Annotated in this window: 21 protein-coding genes; 13 read left to right on the forward strand and 8 right to left on the reverse strand. The window is 68.9% G+C overall.

Features of this window, described 5'->3' with window-relative positions:
• Positions 1 to 62 precede the first annotated feature (62 nt).
• Positions 63 to 431 (forward strand): helix-turn-helix domain-containing protein, encoded by a 369-nt coding sequence (locus tag WDM94_06750; GenBank protein MEJ0012322.1) that lies wholly within the window; start codon positions 63 to 65, stop codon positions 429 to 431.
• Positions 428 to 1,135 carry a DUF6456 domain-containing protein gene (locus WDM94_06755; protein ID MEJ0012323.1) on the forward strand — a complete coding sequence of 236 codons (708 nt, stop codon included), beginning with the start codon at positions 428 to 430 and terminating at the stop codon, positions 1,133 to 1,135. The genes WDM94_06750 and WDM94_06755 overlap by 4 nt, the downstream gene beginning before the upstream one ends.
• On the opposite strand, the gene WDM94_06760 is transcribed toward WDM94_06755, so the two are convergent.
• Complete coding sequence (locus WDM94_06760; GenBank protein MEJ0012324.1) at positions 1,114 to 1,551, reverse strand: SufE family protein; 438 nt, start codon at positions 1,549 to 1,551, stop codon at positions 1,114 to 1,116. The two genes, WDM94_06755 and WDM94_06760, sit on opposite strands and share 22 nt — an antisense overlap.
• 136 nt (positions 1,552 to 1,687) lie before the next feature.
• A complete protein-coding gene (locus WDM94_06765) occupies positions 1,688 to 2,044 on the reverse strand; it encodes a DUF5330 domain-containing protein (GenBank protein MEJ0012325.1) in 357 nt (118 codons plus the stop codon).
• A gap of 297 nt (positions 2,045 to 2,341) precedes the next feature.
• On the opposite strand from WDM94_06765, the gene WDM94_06770 reads away from it, so the two are divergent.
• Both WDM94_06770 and WDM94_06775 read left to right on the forward strand, forming a co-directional pair.
• On the forward strand, positions 2,342 to 3,217 hold the full coding sequence (locus WDM94_06770; GenBank protein MEJ0012326.1) for a peptidoglycan-binding domain-containing protein: 876 nt from the start codon (positions 2,342 to 2,344) through the stop codon (positions 3,215 to 3,217).
• A 7-nt stretch (positions 3,218 to 3,224) separates the two neighbouring features.
• Positions 3,225 to 3,575, forward strand: coding sequence for a DUF1491 family protein (locus tag WDM94_06775; GenBank protein MEJ0012327.1), 351 nt, complete (start codon positions 3,225 to 3,227; stop codon positions 3,573 to 3,575).
• 45 nt (positions 3,576 to 3,620) lie between these two features.
• Here the strand turns inward: WDM94_06775 and WDM94_06780 are convergent, their stop codons facing one another.
• A complete protein-coding gene (locus WDM94_06780; GenBank protein MEJ0012328.1) occupies positions 3,621 to 4,730 on the reverse strand; it encodes a DUF2336 domain-containing protein in 1,110 nt (369 codons plus the stop codon).
• A gap of 152 nt (positions 4,731 to 4,882) precedes the next feature.
• Here WDM94_06780 and WDM94_06785 point away from each other — a divergent pair, with 152 nt between their 5' ends.
• The gene (locus WDM94_06785; protein MEJ0012329.1) at positions 4,883 to 5,095 is read left to right on the forward strand and encodes a hypothetical protein; all 213 of its coding nucleotides are present in this window, start codon (positions 4,883 to 4,885) and stop codon (positions 5,093 to 5,095) included.
• Between the two features lie 6 nt (positions 5,096 to 5,101).
• On the opposite strand, the gene WDM94_06790 is transcribed toward WDM94_06785, so the two are convergent.
• Genes WDM94_06790 through WDM94_06805 form a run of 4 tightly spaced genes read right to left on the reverse strand, consistent with a single transcriptional unit; the run spans position 5,102 to position 8,887 of the window.
• Positions 5,102 to 5,650, reverse strand: coding sequence for a DUF1254 domain-containing protein (locus tag WDM94_06790; GenBank protein ID MEJ0012330.1), 549 nt, complete (start codon positions 5,648 to 5,650; stop codon positions 5,102 to 5,104).
• Complete coding sequence (locus WDM94_06795) at positions 5,647 to 6,222, reverse strand: DUF1214 domain-containing protein (protein MEJ0012331.1); 576 nt, start codon at positions 6,220 to 6,222, stop codon at positions 5,647 to 5,649. Before WDM94_06795 ends, WDM94_06790 begins: the two co-directional genes overlap by 4 nt.
• Positions 6,206 to 8,362, reverse strand: a complete 2,157-nt coding sequence (locus tag WDM94_06800; GenBank protein ID MEJ0012332.1) for a penicillin-binding protein 1A — start codon at positions 8,360 to 8,362, stop codon at positions 6,206 to 6,208. Before WDM94_06800 ends, WDM94_06795 begins: the two co-directional genes overlap by 17 nt.
• Positions 8,363 to 8,383: 21 nt before the next feature.
• Complete coding sequence (locus WDM94_06805) at positions 8,384 to 8,887, reverse strand: L,D-transpeptidase (protein ID MEJ0012333.1); 504 nt, start codon at positions 8,885 to 8,887, stop codon at positions 8,384 to 8,386.
• A 267-nt stretch (positions 8,888 to 9,154) separates the two neighbouring features.
• Here WDM94_06805 and WDM94_06810 point away from each other — a divergent pair, with 267 nt between their 5' ends.
• The 4 genes from WDM94_06810 to WDM94_06825 all read left to right on the forward strand — a co-directional run bounded on the left by WDM94_06810 (position 9,155) and on the right by WDM94_06825 (position 13,980).
• Complete coding sequence (locus tag WDM94_06810; protein MEJ0012334.1) at positions 9,155 to 9,655, forward strand: YcgN family cysteine cluster protein; 501 nt, start codon at positions 9,155 to 9,157, stop codon at positions 9,653 to 9,655.
• A 196-nt stretch (positions 9,656 to 9,851) separates the two neighbouring features.
• Positions 9,852 to 10,808: a FecR family protein gene (locus tag WDM94_06815; protein MEJ0012335.1), complete on the forward strand. Its 957-nt coding sequence runs from the start codon at positions 9,852 to 9,854 to the stop codon at positions 10,806 to 10,808.
• 42 nt (positions 10,809 to 10,850) lie between these two features.
• Positions 10,851 to 13,628 carry an EAL domain-containing protein gene (locus WDM94_06820; protein ID MEJ0012336.1) on the forward strand — a complete coding sequence of 926 codons (2,778 nt, stop codon included), beginning with the start codon at positions 10,851 to 10,853 and terminating at the stop codon, positions 13,626 to 13,628.
• A gap of 40 nt (positions 13,629 to 13,668) precedes the next feature.
• The gene (locus WDM94_06825) at positions 13,669 to 13,980 is read left to right on the forward strand and encodes a SelT/SelW/SelH family protein (protein MEJ0012337.1); all 312 of its coding nucleotides are present in this window, start codon (positions 13,669 to 13,671) and stop codon (positions 13,978 to 13,980) included.
• Between the two features lie 627 nt (positions 13,981 to 14,607).
• Here WDM94_06825 and WDM94_06830 read toward each other — a convergent pair.
• The gene (locus tag WDM94_06830) at positions 14,608 to 14,796 is read right to left on the reverse strand and encodes a hypothetical protein (GenBank protein MEJ0012338.1); all 189 of its coding nucleotides are present in this window, start codon (positions 14,794 to 14,796) and stop codon (positions 14,608 to 14,610) included.
• Between the two features lie 140 nt (positions 14,797 to 14,936).
• Here WDM94_06830 and WDM94_06835 point away from each other — a divergent pair, with 140 nt between their 5' ends.
• The 4 genes from WDM94_06835 to WDM94_06850 all read left to right on the forward strand — a co-directional run bounded on the left by WDM94_06835 (position 14,937) and on the right by WDM94_06850 (position 18,101).
• The gene (locus WDM94_06835; protein MEJ0012339.1) at positions 14,937 to 15,371 is read left to right on the forward strand and encodes an MbcA/ParS/Xre antitoxin family protein; all 435 of its coding nucleotides are present in this window, start codon (positions 14,937 to 14,939) and stop codon (positions 15,369 to 15,371) included.
• The gene (locus WDM94_06840) at positions 15,368 to 16,057 is read left to right on the forward strand and encodes an RES family NAD+ phosphorylase (protein ID MEJ0012340.1); all 690 of its coding nucleotides are present in this window, start codon (positions 15,368 to 15,370) and stop codon (positions 16,055 to 16,057) included. The genes WDM94_06835 and WDM94_06840 overlap by 4 nt, the downstream gene beginning before the upstream one ends.
• Before the next feature lie 228 nt (positions 16,058 to 16,285).
• Positions 16,286 to 16,837, forward strand: coding sequence for a hypothetical protein (locus tag WDM94_06845; protein MEJ0012341.1), 552 nt, complete (start codon positions 16,286 to 16,288; stop codon positions 16,835 to 16,837).
• Positions 16,776 to 18,101, forward strand: a complete 1,326-nt coding sequence (locus tag WDM94_06850) for a terminase family protein (protein MEJ0012342.1) — start codon at positions 16,776 to 16,778, stop codon at positions 18,099 to 18,101. The genes WDM94_06845 and WDM94_06850 overlap by 62 nt, the downstream gene beginning before the upstream one ends.
• The last annotated feature ends 23 nt before the right edge of the window (positions 18,102 to 18,124 follow it).

The raw sequence follows: 18,124 nt of genomic DNA on the forward strand, positions 1-18,124 counted from the left end.
AATGCGTCTAAATTGGTGTAGGACTTAATTCCTACACCAATAGCGGGCAGAGCAGGCGGCAGATGACGTTCGGCATCATCGAATCGAGTGACGGCAGGGTGGCGCGGCGCGGCGAATCCGCGGCCCGCAAAGTTGAGGCAATGGTCGCGTCGGCGTTCGCGCTGGGGCCGGGCGCGATCCGCGATCCGCGACGGGGGAGGGCCACGGCGGCGTTCGCGCGGCAGGTCGCGATGTACCTGGCGCACACGCGGCTGGGGCTGAGTTTCACCGAGGCCGGCGCCTACTTCGGCCGCGACCGGACGACCGCCGCGCACGCCTGCCATACGGTCGAGGACAAGCGCGAGGATCCGGCAATCGACGCGATCGTCGATTTCCTCGAGCGCGCCATCGAGGTTTGCCCCGACCTGCGCCCGGCGGAGCACGCACCATGAGCGAGCGCGACGTACTCCGCGCCCTCCGCCATCTTGCCACGCGCGGCGCGGGTGCGGACGAGACGCCGGCGCTGGCGGAAGCGCGGGCCCGCGGCCTGGTCGAAGGCAACGCCATCACCGCGACGGGCAGGGCGCATCTCCGCCGCTCGCTCGCCGCCGGCGACTTCGCTGCGCAGCATCAGGAACGCGCACCCGTCCGCATCGACGACGACACCGTCACCGTGAACCACGACGAGAGTCCGTTGTCGTGGCTGCGGCGGCGGCGCGATCGGGACGGGCGGCCGCTGGTCGATGCGGCCGAGTTCGCCGCCGGCGAGCGGCTGCGCGCCGACTACACCCGCGGCCAACTCATGCCGCGCATAACGGCGAACTGGTCGGCGTCGGTCGCCAGCCGCTCGCGCGGCGATGGCGCCAGCGACATCACCGAGGTGGCGCTGGCAGCACGGCTTCGCGTCGAGCGGGCGCTGACCACCGTCGGGCCGGAACTCGGCGGCCTGCTCGTCGATTTCTGCTGCTTCCTGAAAGGGCTGGAGGAGATCGAGCGCGAGCGGCGCTGGCCGGCGCGTTCGGCCAAGGTCGCGCTCCGCATGGCGCTGTCGGCGCTCGCCCGCCACTACGGCCTGGCGCAGCAGGCGCGTGGGCGCGAGCGCGCCGCGAAGATCGTGCACTGGGGAACGGAAGATTACCGGCCGACGCTCGACTGAACGGCGGCGGCTTCCGCCTCGCGGCGGATGCGATCGACCAGCGAGCGCAGTCCGTTGGAGCGCTGCGCCGTGAGGTGGGCGCGCAGGTCGAGCTTGTCGAAGATCGCCTCCGCGTCGAGGCTGCGAATTTCCGACGGCGTCTTGTCGTCGAAGATCGCCAGCGCCACGGCGACGAGCCCGCGCACGATCAGCGCGTCGCTGTCACCTTCGAAATGCAGGATCGGTTCGCCGTTGCGGGTGCCGTTGTGCGTCGACAGCCACACCTGGCTGGCACAGCCGCGCACCTTGTTGGCGTCGTTCTTCTCGCCATCAGCGAGCGGCGGCAGCGCCCGGCCGAGCTCGATCAGGTAGCGGTAGCGATCCTCCCAGTCGTCGAGAAGCTCGAAGTCCGCAATGATCTGGTCGATGCGCGTCATGGCAGCGATATAGGCGCGGGCATCCCGGGAGGCGAGGGAAAAGAAAGAACCGCGAGCGGAGAATAAGGGCAGTGAACCGCTCGCGGTTCGCGGCACGAGCGGCCGCGGAGGCTGTTGGTTTCGGTCGAGCGGAAACTTACGCCGCGCCAGCCGGCTTCTTCGGGCTGTGCCAGGCCGGCTTCATGTCGTCGGGGCTGAGCGTCGAGGCGCCGGCGGCCGGATCCTTCGCCGGCTTCTTGTCGCCGAAGTAGCCGTAGATCAGCTTGGCGCCGTAGCGCACCTTGTCGGAGAAGACCTGCAAGGCGCTGCCGCCCGTGACGCAGACGTCCGGGTTGCGCGTGCAGAACTGCGAGAGATCGGAAACCGCCGCCTGCGCCGCCGAGATCGTCTCGAAGGCGGTGACGCGGGGTGCCTTGTCGCCGGTCTCGCCATCTGCCGGAAGCAGCATGATGAGCAGCGACAGCCAGAAGGCTGCGCGAATGAGGAAAAACATGTGCCTGCCCTTTTAAGTCGTTTGTCGCCGCGGTTTTCCGCGATCTTGTCGGCGACCATAGCGCTGGCCGCTTGCAACGACGTTCGTTTGCCGGAGAGGATTTAGTTCAAATTTTATGGGTTTTTTCGGGCGGCGATCCCCCGTCTTCCCTGCGAAAGCCGGGATCCGGTCAACGAAGGCCGGCGCGCCTTGCCGGGCCCCCGGGCTTTCGCCGGGGTGAGGAGGGGGGATGTGGTTTAGCGTTCCTTAAGGCGTATCGGGTGAGATGGCGTCCGGTTGTGTGAGGAGCGTTCCGGCGTGGCGCGTAAGTCTGGTCAGTCTCGCAAGGCAGCGGCGCCGCAGGGCGACGGCATGGTCGCCGAACTGATCGACCGCGTGTTCGAGAACCCGGCCTCGTCGGGCGGGCTGATGGTTGTCGCGCTGACCGCCACCGCTATCGTCTCCAACGCCATGTTCCTCCAGAGCGGCCACCATCCCGATCCGCTTTTCTCGACGCGGCCCGCGATCACGCGGCAGGCGGCGAAGCCTTTGCCCGCCGCCAATCCGCCGTCCGCCATCCAGCAGGTCCAGCCGCTCGTGCTGGTGCCGTTGCCGCGGCTTTCGCCGGCCCACGCTCCGCCCGCGCCGCCGCAGCCTTCCGCCGCCGACGTCGCGGCGCAGTTGACTACCGGCATCCAGCGCGAGCTGGCCCGGCTCGGCCTCTACCAGGGCGCCATCGACGGCAAGCAGGGCCCGCGTACTGCCGCCGCTATCTCCGCCTACGAACGCGCCGCCGGCGTACCGGTGACCGGCATTCCGACGCCGGAGCTGCTCGACGCGATGAAGCATCCGCAGCCCGTCCGGCTGCCGGTCGTGCCGGTCGACACCACGACGCAGACCGACTCGATCGGCGAGGCCGCCGCGCTCGACCAGCGCGAGCGCGAACGCGCCGCCAGCATCGCCGCTGCACAGCAGACGCGCATCGAGACCGAGACGCAGCAGAATTATCGCATCGTGCAGGGCGCGCTGAACCGGATCGGCTACGGCCCGATCATGGTCGATGGCGAGGCAAGCACCGAAACCGCCGATGCCATCCGCCGCTTCGAGCTCGACAACGGCCTGCCGCTCGACGGCGAGGCGACCGACGATCTGATCAAGCACATGATCGCCATCGGCGCGATCAAGCCGACCTGACGCTGCCATGCGAGTGACCTCGTCCCTGTGGGTCGGGGCCTTCGTGCGCCGCTGCTACGGCGAGGGACTGACCGCGGTGGTCGTCCGCCGCGGCGCCGAGGAAGCCGGCGCGATCTTCATCATCCTCGACAAGCTCGACGGCGTCGTCGATCTTTACGGCCCGGCGCCGCAGTCGGCCGTGGAGGACAGCGGGAGCGACCGGCTGTTCCAGAAAATCGCGAGCGCGGCAGCGCAGGCGGAAATCAGCGCGCGGCTCGAGCGGGAAGGGCGGTTCGATCCGGACTTCTGGGTGGTCGCCGTGGAGGATCGCGCCGGGCGTGTTTTGTTCGAGACGGTGGCGGAGGACGCGCCGCGCTGACGTCGGCGCTTTGCTGAGGCACACCCCTCCCTAGAAACCGAGAAGCTACGCCCGCTTCGCCTGCTCCTGCGGCGTAGAGACCGCCGGTCGCGCCGCATCGACGCCCGATGGCCGCCGGTCGCCGTTCGGGGCGAGGTGCGGCTCGTATGTCTCCTTCGCCGAAGCCGCGGCGCTGCGCCAGGCGGCGACCAGGGTCTCGGCGACCTCGGGCTCCATGCCGGCGTAGAGATCGGAGAGCGGGAAGAACGACAGCACGTCGCGGCCGCTGGGCGCGACCAGCAGCAGCACCTGCTGCGCCTGCACGTCGTCGAGGCGGAGCGCCTTCAGCATCACGGCAAAGAGGTCGCCGCTATGATCGTTGAGTGCGGCGGTGACCAGCGGCGCCGGCAGGCCGAGTCCGTCGGCGATCGCCGCGACGATCGGGCCGACCTGGCCGCTGCGGGCATAGCCGACGATCTGCGCGGCGGAGAGGATCGAGCGGAAGGCGCGATCGATTTTCGTGGAGTTGGCGGTGTAGGGCATGGTCGGCGGGCGCGATGCGATGTCGGCGATGAGTTTCAGGCGGGCCGGGCGGTCGAGCGCCAGGAAGCGCCACGGGTCGAGGCGGTTGCTGCGGTAGACGATGCCTGCCGGCGGCAAGGCCGCGGCGGAAGTGTCGATCGCCCGCTCGACCGGCGTTTCGCGCGAAGCGGCGACGGTGGATGTGCTGTCGAGTTTCGCAGCGACGGTCGCATCGCCCGTGAGGCGGAGCGCGCGCGTCACCTCGGGCGACAGGTAGCTGCGGCGCGCGATCAGGCGGTGGTGCTCAGGCCCGGCGGCGGCGATCACGGCAAGCAGATCGATCGGCCCCAGCACCGAGGAATGCTTGATCACCGGCGCGGCGACTTCGATGACGTCGCGCGCCAGCATGCGGATGATTGCGGACGGCGCGTCGCCGCACGCCGCCAGGCACTCGGCGACGAAGACACGGTCGGCGACCGGCACCTTGGGCAGGAAGTGGCTGGCGATCTCCTCGAAGCGGCGGATCTCGTCGCGGTCGTGGATGACGTCGAGCACGAACAGTTCGGTCGTGGCGCGCAGCAGCGCCGAGTCGCGCTTCTGCTCGTTGACGCGGGCGGCGTTGGGAAGACCGGCGGTCAGCTCTTTCGGGTGCATCGGGTATCCGCGCCAGAACCGTTGGTACGAGGGCAAGCGGGGGCATTCTGGCGCTAAGTCGTTAGCGTCCCGTTAACCTTGCCCGTTCCTATATGGAGACGCGCGGTCGGCATGCCGCCGACCGGGAATTCGATCTCGGGCTGGGGGTCGCGATGAGCATGGTGCTTCAGTTCAAGTCGTTCGGACGAGCGGAGCCGCGGCGGCCATTCTCCGACGGCGCGGAATGCGAGATCGTGATCTTTCCGGGCATCCGCATCGAGCGGCACGAGACGGCGGACATCGACCTCGCGCATCGCGTCGGCAAGGCCGGCGACGATTTCGACGGGCTGGGCGGCGGGCGTCGCCGGCCGCGGAAGTCTTCGTAAGCGGCGCTACTGAATCTTGCCGGCGCAGTCGGCCGAGGCGAGCGCCGCGGTCACCGTCGGTAGCATCGAATCGTCCGGCACGAACGCGCGGATGAGCAGGAAGCCGACGTCGAGCGGCTGCTCCAGCACGATCGCCGATTCCAGCGACGCCGGCGGGTTCTGCCGCGTCTGCGCCATCTGCACGGGCGTGAGGATCGCGAGATCGAGATGCGAGCGCTCGGCGGCGCGGTCGTTGAGGCTGTAGACGTTGCGCCCGCGCCGGTCGAAGACGGCGACCGACCAGAACTCGTCCGGCAGATTGGCGCTCACCCGAACCGGGCCGTTGGCGAGCGTGAAACGGCAGACGGCGGTCATCATGCGCGGGTCGAGATCGGGGATCGCCTCGGCGCCGGCCTCCGACATCGGGATGGTGTGGAACTGGCCGTCGGCGCCGAAGCGGCCCATCGCCGCCCACGCATCCTTGCCGGCGAAGGCCGGCACGAGAAAGACGATGGCGATGTGGATGACGCCGCCGACGAGCAGGCCGCCCAGCGCGAAGAGCAGGGTGCGCCTCACGGGCAGGCGACCTTCTGTATCGTCGGCATCGTGAGCGCCGCGAGCTGGCTGCCGGTGGTGAGCGGCGTATCGTAGAGGCGCAGCTCCAGCTTGAAGCGGCTGACCGGTGCGATCGGCAGCCAGTTGCCGGCCGCGACGTTCGGCGACAGCCGGATATGGAAATCGCCGTCGGCATCGCGCACGACCTCGCGCGAATGGAAGCCGGGGCGGCGCGCGACGTTCGCCATCAGCGCGCCGTCGTCGTCGTACGCGGTGAGCGTCCACAGCCGCGCCGCCGGCGTCTCGCCGGCGACGTCGTAGTCGCAGCGCCCGTCAAGCGGCTCGCCGGCGGCATCGTTGCTGGCGGTGAAGGAGAGGCCCTCGCCGCCGCCGAGCGGCACCTCGCCGGTGCGCGCCAGCATCGCCAGCGTGTAGGGATCCGCCTCGGGCGTGCCTTCCAGCGGCCACGCGGTCCAGCCACCGACGGTGACCGCGCCGAAGATCGTGCCGCGGTCGATCGCTATCCAGGCGCTGCCCACGCCGACGATGATCGCAACGGCGAGGGCAACACCGAGATCAATGAGGAAGCGCACCGCCCGCCATCTCTGTCAGCGTTGCCTGCGGCGGGGTGAGGGCGGCGAGCGGCTTGAGACGCGGCGCATTGCGCATCAGCCCCTCGATGATGGCGAGCCGCTCGCTGGTCGCGGCCGACAAACTCGAGGCGCGGGCGCCATCGTCCGCCGGGGTGTCGCTTTTCGCGACGACCGTCTGCGGCTGCTCGAACGGCGGATCGACAAACGGGATCGGCTTCAGGTCGATGCCCTGGTGAGCGTAGGTCATGGCCTGCTTCCACGCCATCGCCGGCAGGATGCCGCCGGTCAGCCGGCGCGAAGGCGTGAAGTCGTCGTTGCCGAACCAGACTGCGGCCGCGTAGTTACCGGTGAAGCCGACGAACCACGCGTCGCGGAAGCCGGACGTCGTGCCCGTCTTGCCGGCGGTCCGGATGCCGTCGAGCTTGGCGCGCTTGCCGGTGCCGCGTTCCGGCACCTGCACCATCATGCCGTTCATCTCGGCGACGACCTTGTCGTCGAGCACGCGTGCCGCCGGCGGCGCATCGCGCTTGTGGTCGTAGAGCACCTCGCCCTGGCTGTTGATGATTTGCGTGAAGGGGTATGGCGTCGCCTTGAAGCCGCCGTTGGCGAAGGCGGCATAGGCCCCCGCCATGTCGATCACCGACACCTCCGACGAGCCGAGCGGCAGCGAGCGCGTGATGCGCAGCTCGCTGGTGATGCCCATGCGGTGCGCCGTGTCGACGATCTTGTCGCGCCCGATCGCCTCGGCGAGGCGGACGGGAATGATGTTGATCGAGTTCACGATCGCGGTCGTGATGGTGATCGGCCCGAGGAAGCCGCCGGAAAAGTTCGACGGGCACCAGTTGCCGAGGCAGATCGGCGCGTCGAGCACGATGCTCTTGGGCGTGAAGCCGTTCGCCATCGCGGTGGCGTAGACGAACGGCTTGAACGACGAGCCCGGCTGGCGGAGCGCATCGGTGGCGCGGTTGAACTGGCTTTCGCCGTAGTCGCGCCCGCCGACCATGGCGCGCACCGCGCCGTCGGGCTCGACCGCGACCATCGCGCCCTGCTTCACGCGATAGGAGTTGCCGTACTGGCGCAGCGTCGATTCGATCGCGTCCTCGCCCGCCTTCTGCACACCCATGTCGATGGTGGTGCGCACCGTCAGCACGCGGTCGCCCTCGATGTTCGCCTCCTTCACCTTCTCGAAGGCCCAGTCGAGGAAGTAGTCGGGCGAGCCGGACGTGGCGGCGTGCTCGATGACGTCGGCGGGATGGCGGCGGGCGCCGACCACCTGGCCCTCGGTCATGAAGCCGGCCTGCACCATGTTGGTCAGCACCTCGTTGGCGCGGGCGCGGGCGGCGGGCAGGTTGATGTGCGGGGCGTAGCGCGTCGGCGCCTTGAACAGGCCGGCGAGCATCGCCGCTTCGGCGAGGCTGACGTCCTTCACCGACTTGCCATAGTAGAACTCCGAAGCCGCCTCGACGCCGAAGGCGCCGCCGCCCATGTAGGCGCGGTCGAGGTAGAGCTTCAGGATCTCCTGCTTTGACAGGTTGGCTTCGAGCCAGACGGCGAGGAAGGCTTCCTTGATCTTGCGGTCGATGGTGCGCTCGTTCGACAGGAAGAGATTCTTTGCGAGCTGCTGCGACAGCGACGAGCCGCCCTGGATCACAGCGTTGGCGCGCAGGTTCTCGACCAGCGCGCGCAGCGTCCCCGGCACGTCGATGCCGAAGTGATCGAAGAAGCGCCGATCCTCGGTGGCGAGCACAGCCTTGATCAACTGATCCGGCATTTCCTCCAGCGGCACCGCGTCGCTCTGCTTCAACCCGCGCTTGCCGATCTCGTTGCCGTAGCGGTCGAGGAAGGTGACGGCGAGGTCGCCCTTGGAGCGCCAGTCGCCCTTGGTCGCCTGGAAGGCGGGCAGCGCCAGCGCCAGCATCAGCACCGCCGCACCGGCCGCGAGCGTCAATCCGTCGCCCAGAATTTCGACCACGACGCGGGTGACGCCGGTGGCGCGGAAACGGCGCAGGAACAGCGACACCGCGACAAAGCCGCCCGCGATCGCCCGGCCGGCGCGGAAGATCGATGAATCGATCCACGCGTCGACCTCGATCGGCGTGAGGCGGCGCCTGGGCTTGTTGGACTGGAACGGGTCGCGCATCGGGCGGCGACGATACGCCAATCAGCGCGAAACGACTACCGGAGTGCCCACCGAGACGCGGGAATAAAGGTCGAGGATATCCCCGTTGAACATGCGTATGCAGCCGTACGAAACGAAGCCGCCGATGGAGTTCGGCCGGTTGGTGCCGTGGATGGCGTATTCGCCGCCGGTGAGCACCATGGCCGCCGCGCCCATCGGGTTCGCCGGCGTGCCGCCCTTGATGAGATCGGGCAGGCGGGGATTGTCGTGCTTGACCTCGGCCGGCGGGCTCCAGTCGGGCTTGATGAACTTGGCCACGATCCGCGCCGACCCGGCCCACTGCTTGCCGGCCTTCCCGACGCCGACGGGATAGCGCAGCGCCTTGCCGGAACCGAGCACGAGATAAAGCCGCCGCTCCGAGGTGCGCACGATGATCGTGCCGGGCGAATATTGGGCCGTGAGGCTGACCGTCGCGGGCGCCGCCTGGGTGGCAAAGGACGGCAGGGCGAGGGCGGCCGTTGCCGCCAGGAGGAACGCGATACGCATGGTGAATGAAGTGTAAACCGGCACCGCACCGGAGTCAGCAGCCATGCGGATTCAGGGTGAACGGGCTCGCTCTTTCCTCCTGTCATTCCTTCGGCGGCGCGGAGCGCCGACCGGAGGACCAGCCGCGGCATTCTGTCCGTTGAGAGTGGTCCTCCGGTCGAGGCCTTCGCCTCGCCGAAGGATGACAGGAGGAAGGATGACAGGAGAGAGTGGAGAGCGGACGCGGTGGGCAATGACGCATCGCGTGCCTGTGCTATGTACTCCGCCATGTCCGAACCCGCCGCGCTGCCCTTCTGGAAAACCCTCGCGCTGTCCGAGATGAGTCACGCCCAGTGGGAGTCGCTCTGCGATGGATGCGGCCGCTGCTGTCTCAATAAGCTGATGTACGAGGACACCGGCGAGATCGCGTGGACCGACGTCGCGTGCAAGCTGCTCGACGGCGACACCTGCCGCTGCACGGACTATCCGAACCGCCATGCCCGCGTGCCGGATTGCCAGGCGCTGACGCCGGAGAACGTGCCGGGCCTCACCTGGCTGCCGCCGAGCTGCGGCTATCGCCTCGTTGCCGAGGGCCGCGACCTCTATTGGTGGCACCCGCTGGTCTCCGGCGATCCGGATACGGTGCACGCCGCAGGGATCTCGGTGAAGGGCCGCACGCAGAGCGAAGCCGAGATGACGATCGAGGATTTCGAGGACTACGTCGTGGCCTGGCCGGGCGAGATCCCGGCGAAGGCGCGCGAGCCGCTCGCCGCCAAGCGCCGCAAGTAGCACCGGTCCCGCCGCGCTCTCAACACAGGTATTGCAACGCCGGCGCGCGAAAAATCTTACGGTCGCCGCGTTTACCAAGAATCGCCTGATGATCGCGTAAAGTTTTACGCGAATTCGTGCCTAGCCTTTGGCAAATTGGCAGAGGCTTTTCAGTAGGACATTTCCGTTCGATGCCACGACCGGACGGAGTCGGATTTTGTTCACCAATCTTTCGCGCACCCTTTTCGGGGCCGCTCTTCTCTCCCTGACACTGGCTGGCGCCGCGAGCGCCGAGCCCTGGCAGATCACCCAGTCGACCGGGCCGGTGTGGTTCGGCTCCGACCAGACGCAACTCGTGTCGCTGGGCTCCAGCACCGACATCCCCGGCGGCCAGACCGTCGTCACCGGCGAAGGCGCCCGCGTGATGCTGGTGCGCGGCGAGCAGACGATGCTGATCGGCGCCAACTCGGTCGTCACGGTTCCCGACGCTGACGAAGGCGGCATCACCACGATCCTGCAGCGCTCCGGCGAGGTCACTTTCGACGTCGATCGCCAGAAGGTGCAGCACTTCGCGGTCGAGACGCCGTATCTCGCGGCGGTCGTGAAGGGCACGATGTTCACGGTCGACGTCGACGCCTTCACCGCGACGGTGTCCGTCGACCGCGGCCTGGTCGAGGTCTCCGATCTCGTCACCGGCGAGAAGGTCGATACGGCCCCGGGTCAGCGCGCCGCGGTCAGCGGGCCGGGTGCCAAGCTCAACATTTCCGGCTCGGGCCTGCTGGCGCTCATCTCGCAGGGCGAAGCGCGCGCGCCGCTCGTGGCGCCGCTGTCTTCCGACGGCCTGCGCGCGTTGCAGACCAAGGCGCGTGGCGGCAACTCGACCCAGGCGCTGAACAGCACCGGTGGCGATATCAACAACGCCGGCCTTGCCGCGATCGCGGCGGGCGGCGGCAACGGTGGCGGCGGCCCGACCGGCGGCACCGGCGGCGACGTCACCGGCGGCCCGAGCGGCGGCGGCAGCGCGCAGAACGTTGCGCTCTACACCGGCAACGACGCCGCCTTCAAGCGGCACCCGGCGCCGGAGCAGGGCGTCAGCCCGCTCACCTTCGCGCTCGCGGCGGCGTTCCTGACGCTGCTGGCGCTGGCCTGGGCTTACGTGCGCCGCAACGCCTGAGGTCGCGGCAGTCGCCCGGCCTGACCGCCGCAAGGAAATGACATGAGGCTCCGCCGCGCCGTCGCCGCCGCCCTGATCATTCTGGTTGCGCTGGCGGCGCATTGGGGCGGCCTGCTCCGGCCGCTGAACCATGCGCTGACGTCGCTCAGGATGTATTCCGAGCCGCGGCAGCCGACCGGCGACGTCGTCGTCGTCGACATCGATGCCAAGAGCATCGCCACCATCGGCAGTTGGCCGTGGCCGCGCCGCCTGCATGCCGAGCTGATCGACAGGCTGGTCGAGCTCGGCGCCTCCGACATCGCCTTCGACATCGACTTCAGCGCCGCGACCAACCCGACCGACGACGCCGCGCTGGAGGCGGCGATCGCCCGCGCCGCCGGCAAGATCACGCTCGCCGCCTTCGTCCAGAAGCAGACGACGGGGGCGGATTCGGCGGTGGCGTTCAACCGGCCGCTGGCGCGCTTTGCCAAGAACGCGTGGATGGGCAGCGTCAACGTCCGCCAGGACTCCGACGGCATCGTCCGCCAGTTCGGCTACGGCCTCATTCTCGACGGCAAGGTGATCCCCTCGATCCCGTCGATCCTCGCCGGCGGCATCAGCCGCACCGGGCGTGAATTTTCCATCGACTTCAGCATCGACACGCGCGCCATCGACCGCATCTCGCTGATCGACGTGCTGCGCGGCACCGTCGATCCTCAGCGGCTGGCGGGCAAGAAGGTGATCGTCGGCGCGCAGGCGGTCGAGCTCCGCGACTTCTTCAACGTGCCGGTGGCCGGCACGATCTCGGGCGCGATGCTGCAGGCGGCGGCGACCGAGACGCTGCTGCAGGGCCGCGCGCTGGAGCCGTCGAGCGTCTGGGTGGAGGTCGCCGGCCTGATGCTGATCGCGCTCGCGGTTTTGGCGATCGGCCGCGTCCGCTGGTCGACCATGGTCGCCGCGCTGATCGCCATCGCCGCGCTGACCGAAGCCGCCGCGGCGATGATCCAGAAGGAATACGCTTTCGCCACCAACACGGCGCCATGGCATGTCGCGTTCGCGACCTTCGCCATCGCGGTGCTGGTGAGCGAGATCGATATCCGCGAGCTGCTGCAAAACATGTGGCGGCTGCGCGCCTCGAACGCCGAGGCGCTGCTGACCAAGGTCGTCGCCGACAATTTCGCCGGCGTCGTCGTTGTCGACGAGACCGGCATCGTCCGCGCCGCCAGCCGCAGCGCCTCCGAGCTGCTCAACCTGCGCCGCAGCCTGATCGGCGCCGCGGCACGCGAGGTGCTGCCGCCCGAACTGATGGCCGGCATCGATGCGGTCATGGCGGTACCGGAATTCGACCGCGTTTCCCGCCGTCCGAGCGTCACGGTGCTTACCCGCCGCGACGGCCAGGAGCGCGCCATCGAGCACGTCACGACGGTCTCCGAGGTGGAGAGCGTGCCGGCCGAAGGCGGCGGGCTGCGCAGGCAGCGCGTCGCGACCGTGACCTTCACCGACGTCACCGAGCAGCGCGCCGCCGAGGCGCAGATCGCCTACATGGCGCGCTTCGACGCGCTGACCGAGCTGCCCAACCGCAACCTGGTGATCGAGCGGCTGGAAGATGTCTTCGCCTCGAAGGATACCGCGGTGCGCGCCAGCGCCGTGGTCTGCCTCGACCTCGACGGCTTCAAGAACGTCAACGACAGCCTCGGCCACCAGACCGGCGACCTGCTGCTGCAGGCGGTGGCCCAGAAGGCAACCGCGATCCTGCCGCATGGCGCGATGGTCGCGCGGCTGGGCGGCGACGAATTCGCGGCGATTTTCTCCGGCAAGACCGCCAGCGAGGATGCGGTCGAGTTCGCGACGCGCGCCGTCCACAAGGTCAATCTGCCCTTCGACATCGCCGGCCACCGCATCCTGATCAGCGCCAGCGCCGGCGTCGCACTGGCCGACGCCCGCGACCGCGGACCGGACGACATCCTGAAGCGCGCCGACGTCGCGCTGTCGCGCGCCAAGGCGAACGGCGGCAACGGCGTCGCCATTTTCGAGCGGCGGATGCTGGAGGCGGTGGTCGAACGCCAGAAGCTTGAGCTGGATCTCTGGCAGGCTCTGGAGCGCGAGGAATTCGAGGTCTGGTACCAGCCGCAAGTCGAGCTGCGCACCGGCCGCGTCGCCGGCGTCGAGGCGCTGCTGCGCTGGCGCCATCCCGACCGCGGCCTGGTGATGCCGGGCGACTTCATTCCGGTCGCCGAGGCGATCGGCCTGATCGACGAACTCGGCCAATGGGTGCTGGAGACGGCGTGCGCCGAGGTCGCGACGTGGCCGGCCGACGTGCGCCTGGCGGTCAACGTATCGTCGGCGCAGTTCGCGCGCTGCGACATGGCGGCGCTGGTCGCGTCGGCGCTGGAGAAGGGGAACCTGCCGGCATCGCGGCTCGACCTCGAAATCACGGAGTCGGTGTTCCTGCAGCCGAGCTCGACGCTGCATGACGTTTTGACCAGTTTGCGTTCGATGGGCGTCGGCATCGCGCTCGACGATTTCGGCACCGGCTACTCGTCGCTGGGCTACCTGCAGAAGTTCCCGATCACCAAGATCAAGCTGGATCGCCAGTTCGTTGCGGATTTGCCGGCCAATGCCGGCTCGGCTGCGATCGTGCGCGCCGTCGCGAGTCTTGCGCGTGAGCTGAAGCTGCAGCTCAACGCCGAAGGCGTCGAGATGGTGGCGCAGGTCGCCTTCCTCAACGCCTACGGCATCGACGAAGTGCAGGGCTACCTCTACGGCCGCCCGGCGCCGGCCAGGGACATCATCGGCACGCTCGAGCCTTCGACCGAGGGCGTCGCGCGGCTGCGCGCCTGACGCTTTCGCCGGCCGCCGCAACCGGCGTAGTCTCCGCGCCATGAGCGAAACGCCGCCGCCGCTGCCGGTCGTCACCATCCAGTATTGCCGGCAATGCCGCTGGCTGCTCCGCGCCGCGTGGATGGCGCAGGAACTGCTTACCACCTTCGAGGACGAACTCGGTGGCGTGACGCTGATCCCCGGCACCGGCGGCATCTTCGTCGTCCGCGTCGACGGCGACATCGTCTGGTCGCGGAAGGACGAGGACCGCTTCCCCGAGATCACCGAATTGAAGCAGCGCGTGCGCGACCGCGCCGCGCCCGACAAGCCGCTCGGGCATTCGGAGAAGAAGGCGGCGATCGTTCGGGATTAGCTTCCGCTTTCCCCGCGAGGGGGAAAGCAGGTGGCAACTGCGGCCGCAACGATGCCATGCGGGTCCGACTCCCGGGCGGAGGAAGCGAAGTTGGTCGGAGACCCGGCGGCTCGGCGAAGAGAGATAAAAGAAGAAGACGCCGGCGGCTTTGCCGCCGACGCCCCCCTGATGCTGTCCGGCAGGGACGTCGCGCCGCACGCCCCTTCCCACGAAAAAGGGGTGCCGGGTTTCGCGGACACGACGCCTACCCTGTCTGGGACAACGGCCCGGATGACACTCTGCGGCTTCGCAGCAGCGATGCCGTTACCGGGTGAACCGCGCTGCCCGGCCGCGTTGGGTCCGGGTACCTGCGCCTTGTCCAACGGAGTGGCCGCCGTTGGGAGCGATCGGTCGCCGCTTGGGCCAAAGGCCGGCGGCTTTCCCATGTGCGCTCCCCCGGCCGGTGCCCGCCTCTCACGCGCGAGCGGCGGCCGGACCGGGGCATGGACCCGGACCGCGCGCCGCACCGGGTCGAGCCGGCTGCAACCTTTGGTCCGAGGATGGCGAAGGTGCGGTGATTCTGGAAAAGAGGGAAGGGGACAAACGCGCCGCGGCCGGCACGACGCGACTCAGGCGGGTCGGCTGCCGTTACGCCGGCGCGGCGGGAGCGCGATGCCACAGGCCCTTCTTGATGTCGAATTTCACCAGGCCTTCGTCGCGCATCTGCATGAGCAGGATCTGCACGGCCTCGACCGAGCCGCCGGGATTGAGGATGGCGCGGAGCGAGAGGGTGGAGCGCGGCTTGTCGAGGGCGGTGAGGATTTTTTCTTTGGTCATGGGGAGGGTCTACACCAGTCTGTCGCTGTCGTGGGCACTACCGTGAAGCCCGATGCTTCGGACGCAGGGACGAATGGCGAAAGGAGTTGAACCGACGGAGTTGTTGCAACTCTGCCTATTGTCATGTATATAACTGACAAATGGCAAAAGCCTCGCGTGCTGCAACTACTGTCGAAGACATTGCGCCGGTCAATCTCAACGATCCGGCGGACCAGGCCCGGCTTTCGCCGGCCGCCGGCAAGGCGATGCTGCGCATCGCCGATTTCTGGAATCTCAGCCCCGAGCAAGCGGGCGGGCTGCTCGGCGGCATCTCCGTGCGCACCTGGTACCGCATGAAGAGTGCCCCCGCCGAAGCGATGGGGCAGGACATGCTGACGCGGATCAGCGCCGTGGTCGGCATCTACAAGGGCCTCCGGCTGCTGTTCTCCGAGCCGCTGTCGAACGACTGGGTGAGGAAGCCGAACCGACATCCAATCTTCGGCGGGCGCACGCCGCTGACGGCGATGATCGAGGGCGGCATCCCGAAGATGCTGGAGGTGCGCGGCTACGTCGACGCGCTCCGCGGCGGCCTGTGATCGGGAAGGCGGTCGCGCTGCGCCAGGCCGACACCGTGCGGCTGCTGCCCTCGGCGCGGCTGAAAGCACCGGCGCTGGCGCCGCTTGCCGACACGGCGGAGGAATTCGACGCGCTCGTGCAACTCGAGTCCGCCACCCACGGCCGCCTGAGGGCGCAGGAGTCGGGCCTGGGCGGCCTCGCCGCGCGCGAGATGGTGTTCAACGTGCCGAACTTCACCTTCATCAACGCGGCCTTCGCCTATACGCGGCCGGGCGGCAACCGCTTCAACCGGCCCGATCGCGGCGCGTGGTATTGCGGCTTCGCGGTCGAAACGTCGCTCGCCGAGGTCGCCTACCACCTGACGCGTGCGCTGGCGGACGCCGACGGCAGCTTCGACAACGTGACGGAATACGTGGAGCTCTACGCCGACTTCAACGGCGAGTTCCGCGATCTCCGCGGCCTCAAGCCGTCGCCGCGCTGCCTCAACGAGGATCCGCGCGTCGGCTATCCGGCCGGGCAGGCGGCGGCTGCCGATATTCTCGCGGCAAAGCAGGCGTTGGGCGTCGTCTATCCTTCGGTGCGCCACGCCGGCGGCACGTGTCTGGCGGCGTTTCATCCTTATGTCGTGCAGAATGTGCGGCAGGGCGGGATGTGGCGGCTGACGTGGGCGGGGAAGGCGGTGCCGGATGTGGCGAAAATTTCGTGACGGGAGATAGGAATAAATTCTTGACACCGCAACGCTGCTCGCGTACTGTTATGTCAACGTCGCAGAAGTGGGCGCCGGCACCCCCTCCCCAAAACCGCTTCGCGGTTTTGACCCTCCCGCAAGGGGAGGGTTCGGAGGATGAGGCGTTCGCGAGTCCGATAGGCGCTGAGCGGCGCGATAGAGTTTTGGCCTCCGCGGCTTAGCCTCGGGGGCTTTTCTTTTTCTGAGGTGGCGCGGTTGACCCATTTGAATGGTGGCGATGCGCCGGCGCGGGCGAACGGGCTTGGCTCGCACCGGCCGGATCACTCGGCGCTGAAGGCCGAGGCGCGGCGGCTGGTCGAGGGGACGACCTATTCGCAGCAGGCGATTGCCGAGCAACTCCGGATCGCGCCGAGCACGCTTTCGACGTGGAAGCGGGATGGCGGGTGGGTGCGTCCCGAAGGCGCGCCGCTGCCGCCGGTGCTCGACAATGCCGGCCGCGATCTCGACGTCGACGGCAAACGGCGACAGCGGCTGCTGGCGCGGCTCTATGGCGTCTTCGACCGCCAGCTTCAGGATGTTGAATCGCGCGCGGCCGATGCCGTAGCGATGACTGAGGAGAAAGATGCCCGCACGCTGGGCACGCTTGCACGGACGCTTGGAACGCTGATTGCGCTTGAGACTGGGGGCGAGCGGGACGAGGGCGCACCGGCCGATGCACCGGAGCCTTACGATCCTGATGAAATCCGCGCCCGACTTGCGCAGAGACTGGCTGGCCTTAGGGAGGACGAAGAAGGGTAGGGCGAAACTTGCGAGCCTGCCGCCCGCGGAGCAGGACGAACTGCTCAGGCTGTGGGACACGACGGCGCGCGACGACCAGTGGCCGCCGGCCGGCGACTGGCTTGTCTGGCTGCTGGTGGGCGGACGCGGCGCCGGCAAGACGCGCGCCGGCGCCGAGTGGGTGCGCGGGATGGCGCTCGGACGGCAGGGTTTTGCGGCAGCACCGGTCGGGCGCATCGCGCTGGTCGGCGAAACGTTTGCCGACGTGCGCGAGGTGATGATCGAGGGCGTGTCCGGAATTCTCGCCGTGCACGACCGCGGCGAGCGGCCGACCTGGCTGCCGGCTCGACGCGTGGTCGAATGGAACAATGGCGCGCGGGCGCAGGCGTTCTCGTCCGAAGATCCGGAGAGTTTGCGCGGGCCGCAGTTTGAAGCGTCCTGGGGGGATGAGCTCGGCAAATGGAAACACGCCGAGGCGACGTGGGACATGCTGCAGTTCGGTTTGCGTCTCGGCGACCGGCCGCGCCAGGTGGTGACCACGACGCCGCGGCCGGTGCCGATCTTGCGCCGGCTGCTGAAGGCCGAGGGCACGGTGGTGACGCGGGCGCGCACCGCCGACAACGCGGCGCACCTCGCGATCGGCTTCCTCGAGCGGATGGCGGCGCAGTACGGCGGCACGCGGCTCGGCCGGCAGGAACTAGACGGCGAGCTGATCGAGGATCGCGGCGACGCGCTCTGGCGGCGCGCCGATATCGAGACGGCGCGCATCGATGGGGCACCGGACCTGGCGCGCATCGTGGTGGCGGTCGATCCGCCGGCGACGCGGCGCTCCGGCATCTGCGGCATCGTCGCGGCGGGAGTGGGCCGCGACGGCATCGGCTATGTGCTTGCCGACGCGACGCTGCGGGAAGTGCGGCCGGCGGAATGGGCGGCGCGTGCGGTGGCGCTCTACCGGCGGCTGGGCGCCGACGCGCTGGTCGCGGAGGTCAACCAGGGCGGCGACATGGTCGCGGCGGTGATCCGCGAAGTCGATGCCGGCGTGCCGGTGAAGGAAGTGCGGGCGACGCGCGGCAAGTACCTCCGCGCCGAGCCCGTCGCGGCACTTTATGCGCAGGGGCGGGTGCGGCACGCCGGCGCGTTCCCGGAGCTGGAGGACGAACTCTGCGACTTCGGCACGGACGGGCTTTCCGCCGGGCGCTCGCCGGACCGGCTCGATGCGCTGGTGTGGGCGCTGACCGCGCTGATGCTGGGTGAGGGCGGCGAGCCGAAGGTGCGGCGGATGTGATATGAGGCAGCGAGAGAAATTCG

The sequence above is a fragment of the Bauldia sp. genome, assembly GCA_037200845.1.
Classification (GTDB): Bacteria; Pseudomonadota; Alphaproteobacteria; order Rhizobiales; family Kaistiaceae; genus DASZQY01.

Bases quoted from the DNA above. Each gene is read 5' to 3' on its own strand.
- WDM94_06800 (MEJ0012332.1), bottom strand. From the start codon at position 8,362: ATGCGCGACCCGTTCCAGTCCAACAAGCCCAGGCGCCGCCTCACGCCG.
- WDM94_06830 (MEJ0012338.1), bottom strand. From the start codon at position 14,796: ATGACCAAAGAAAAAATCCTCACCGCCCTCGACAAGCCGCGCTCCACC.
- WDM94_06750 (MEJ0012322.1), top strand. From the start codon at position 63: ATGACGTTCGGCATCATCGAATCGAGTGACGGCAGGGTGGCGCGGCGC.
- WDM94_06780 (MEJ0012328.1), bottom strand. From the start codon at position 4,730: ATGCACCCGAAAGAGCTGACCGCCGGTCTTCCCAACGCCGCCCGCGTC.
- WDM94_06760 (MEJ0012324.1), bottom strand. From the start codon at position 1,551: ATGACGCGCATCGACCAGATCATTGCGGACTTCGAGCTTCTCGACGAC.
- WDM94_06810 (MEJ0012334.1), top strand. From the start codon at position 9,155: ATGTCCGAACCCGCCGCGCTGCCCTTCTGGAAAACCCTCGCGCTGTCC.
- WDM94_06785 (MEJ0012329.1), top strand. From the start codon at position 4,883: ATGAGCATGGTGCTTCAGTTCAAGTCGTTCGGACGAGCGGAGCCGCGG.
- WDM94_06755 (MEJ0012323.1), top strand. From the start codon at position 428: ATGAGCGAGCGCGACGTACTCCGCGCCCTCCGCCATCTTGCCACGCGC.
- WDM94_06825 (MEJ0012337.1), top strand. From the start codon at position 13,669: ATGAGCGAAACGCCGCCGCCGCTGCCGGTCGTCACCATCCAGTATTGC.
- WDM94_06765 (MEJ0012325.1), bottom strand. From the start codon at position 2,044: ATGTTTTTCCTCATTCGCGCAGCCTTCTGGCTGTCGCTGCTCATCATG.
- WDM94_06850 (MEJ0012342.1), top strand. From the start codon at position 16,776: ATGAAATCCGCGCCCGACTTGCGCAGAGACTGGCTGGCCTTAGGGAGG.
- WDM94_06805 (MEJ0012333.1), bottom strand. From the start codon at position 8,887: ATGCGTATCGCGTTCCTCCTGGCGGCAACGGCCGCCCTCGCCCTGCCG.
- WDM94_06835 (MEJ0012339.1), top strand. From the start codon at position 14,937: ATGGCAAAAGCCTCGCGTGCTGCAACTACTGTCGAAGACATTGCGCCG.
- WDM94_06775 (MEJ0012327.1), top strand. From the start codon at position 3,225: ATGCGAGTGACCTCGTCCCTGTGGGTCGGGGCCTTCGTGCGCCGCTGC.
- WDM94_06820 (MEJ0012336.1), top strand. From the start codon at position 10,851: ATGAGGCTCCGCCGCGCCGTCGCCGCCGCCCTGATCATTCTGGTTGCG.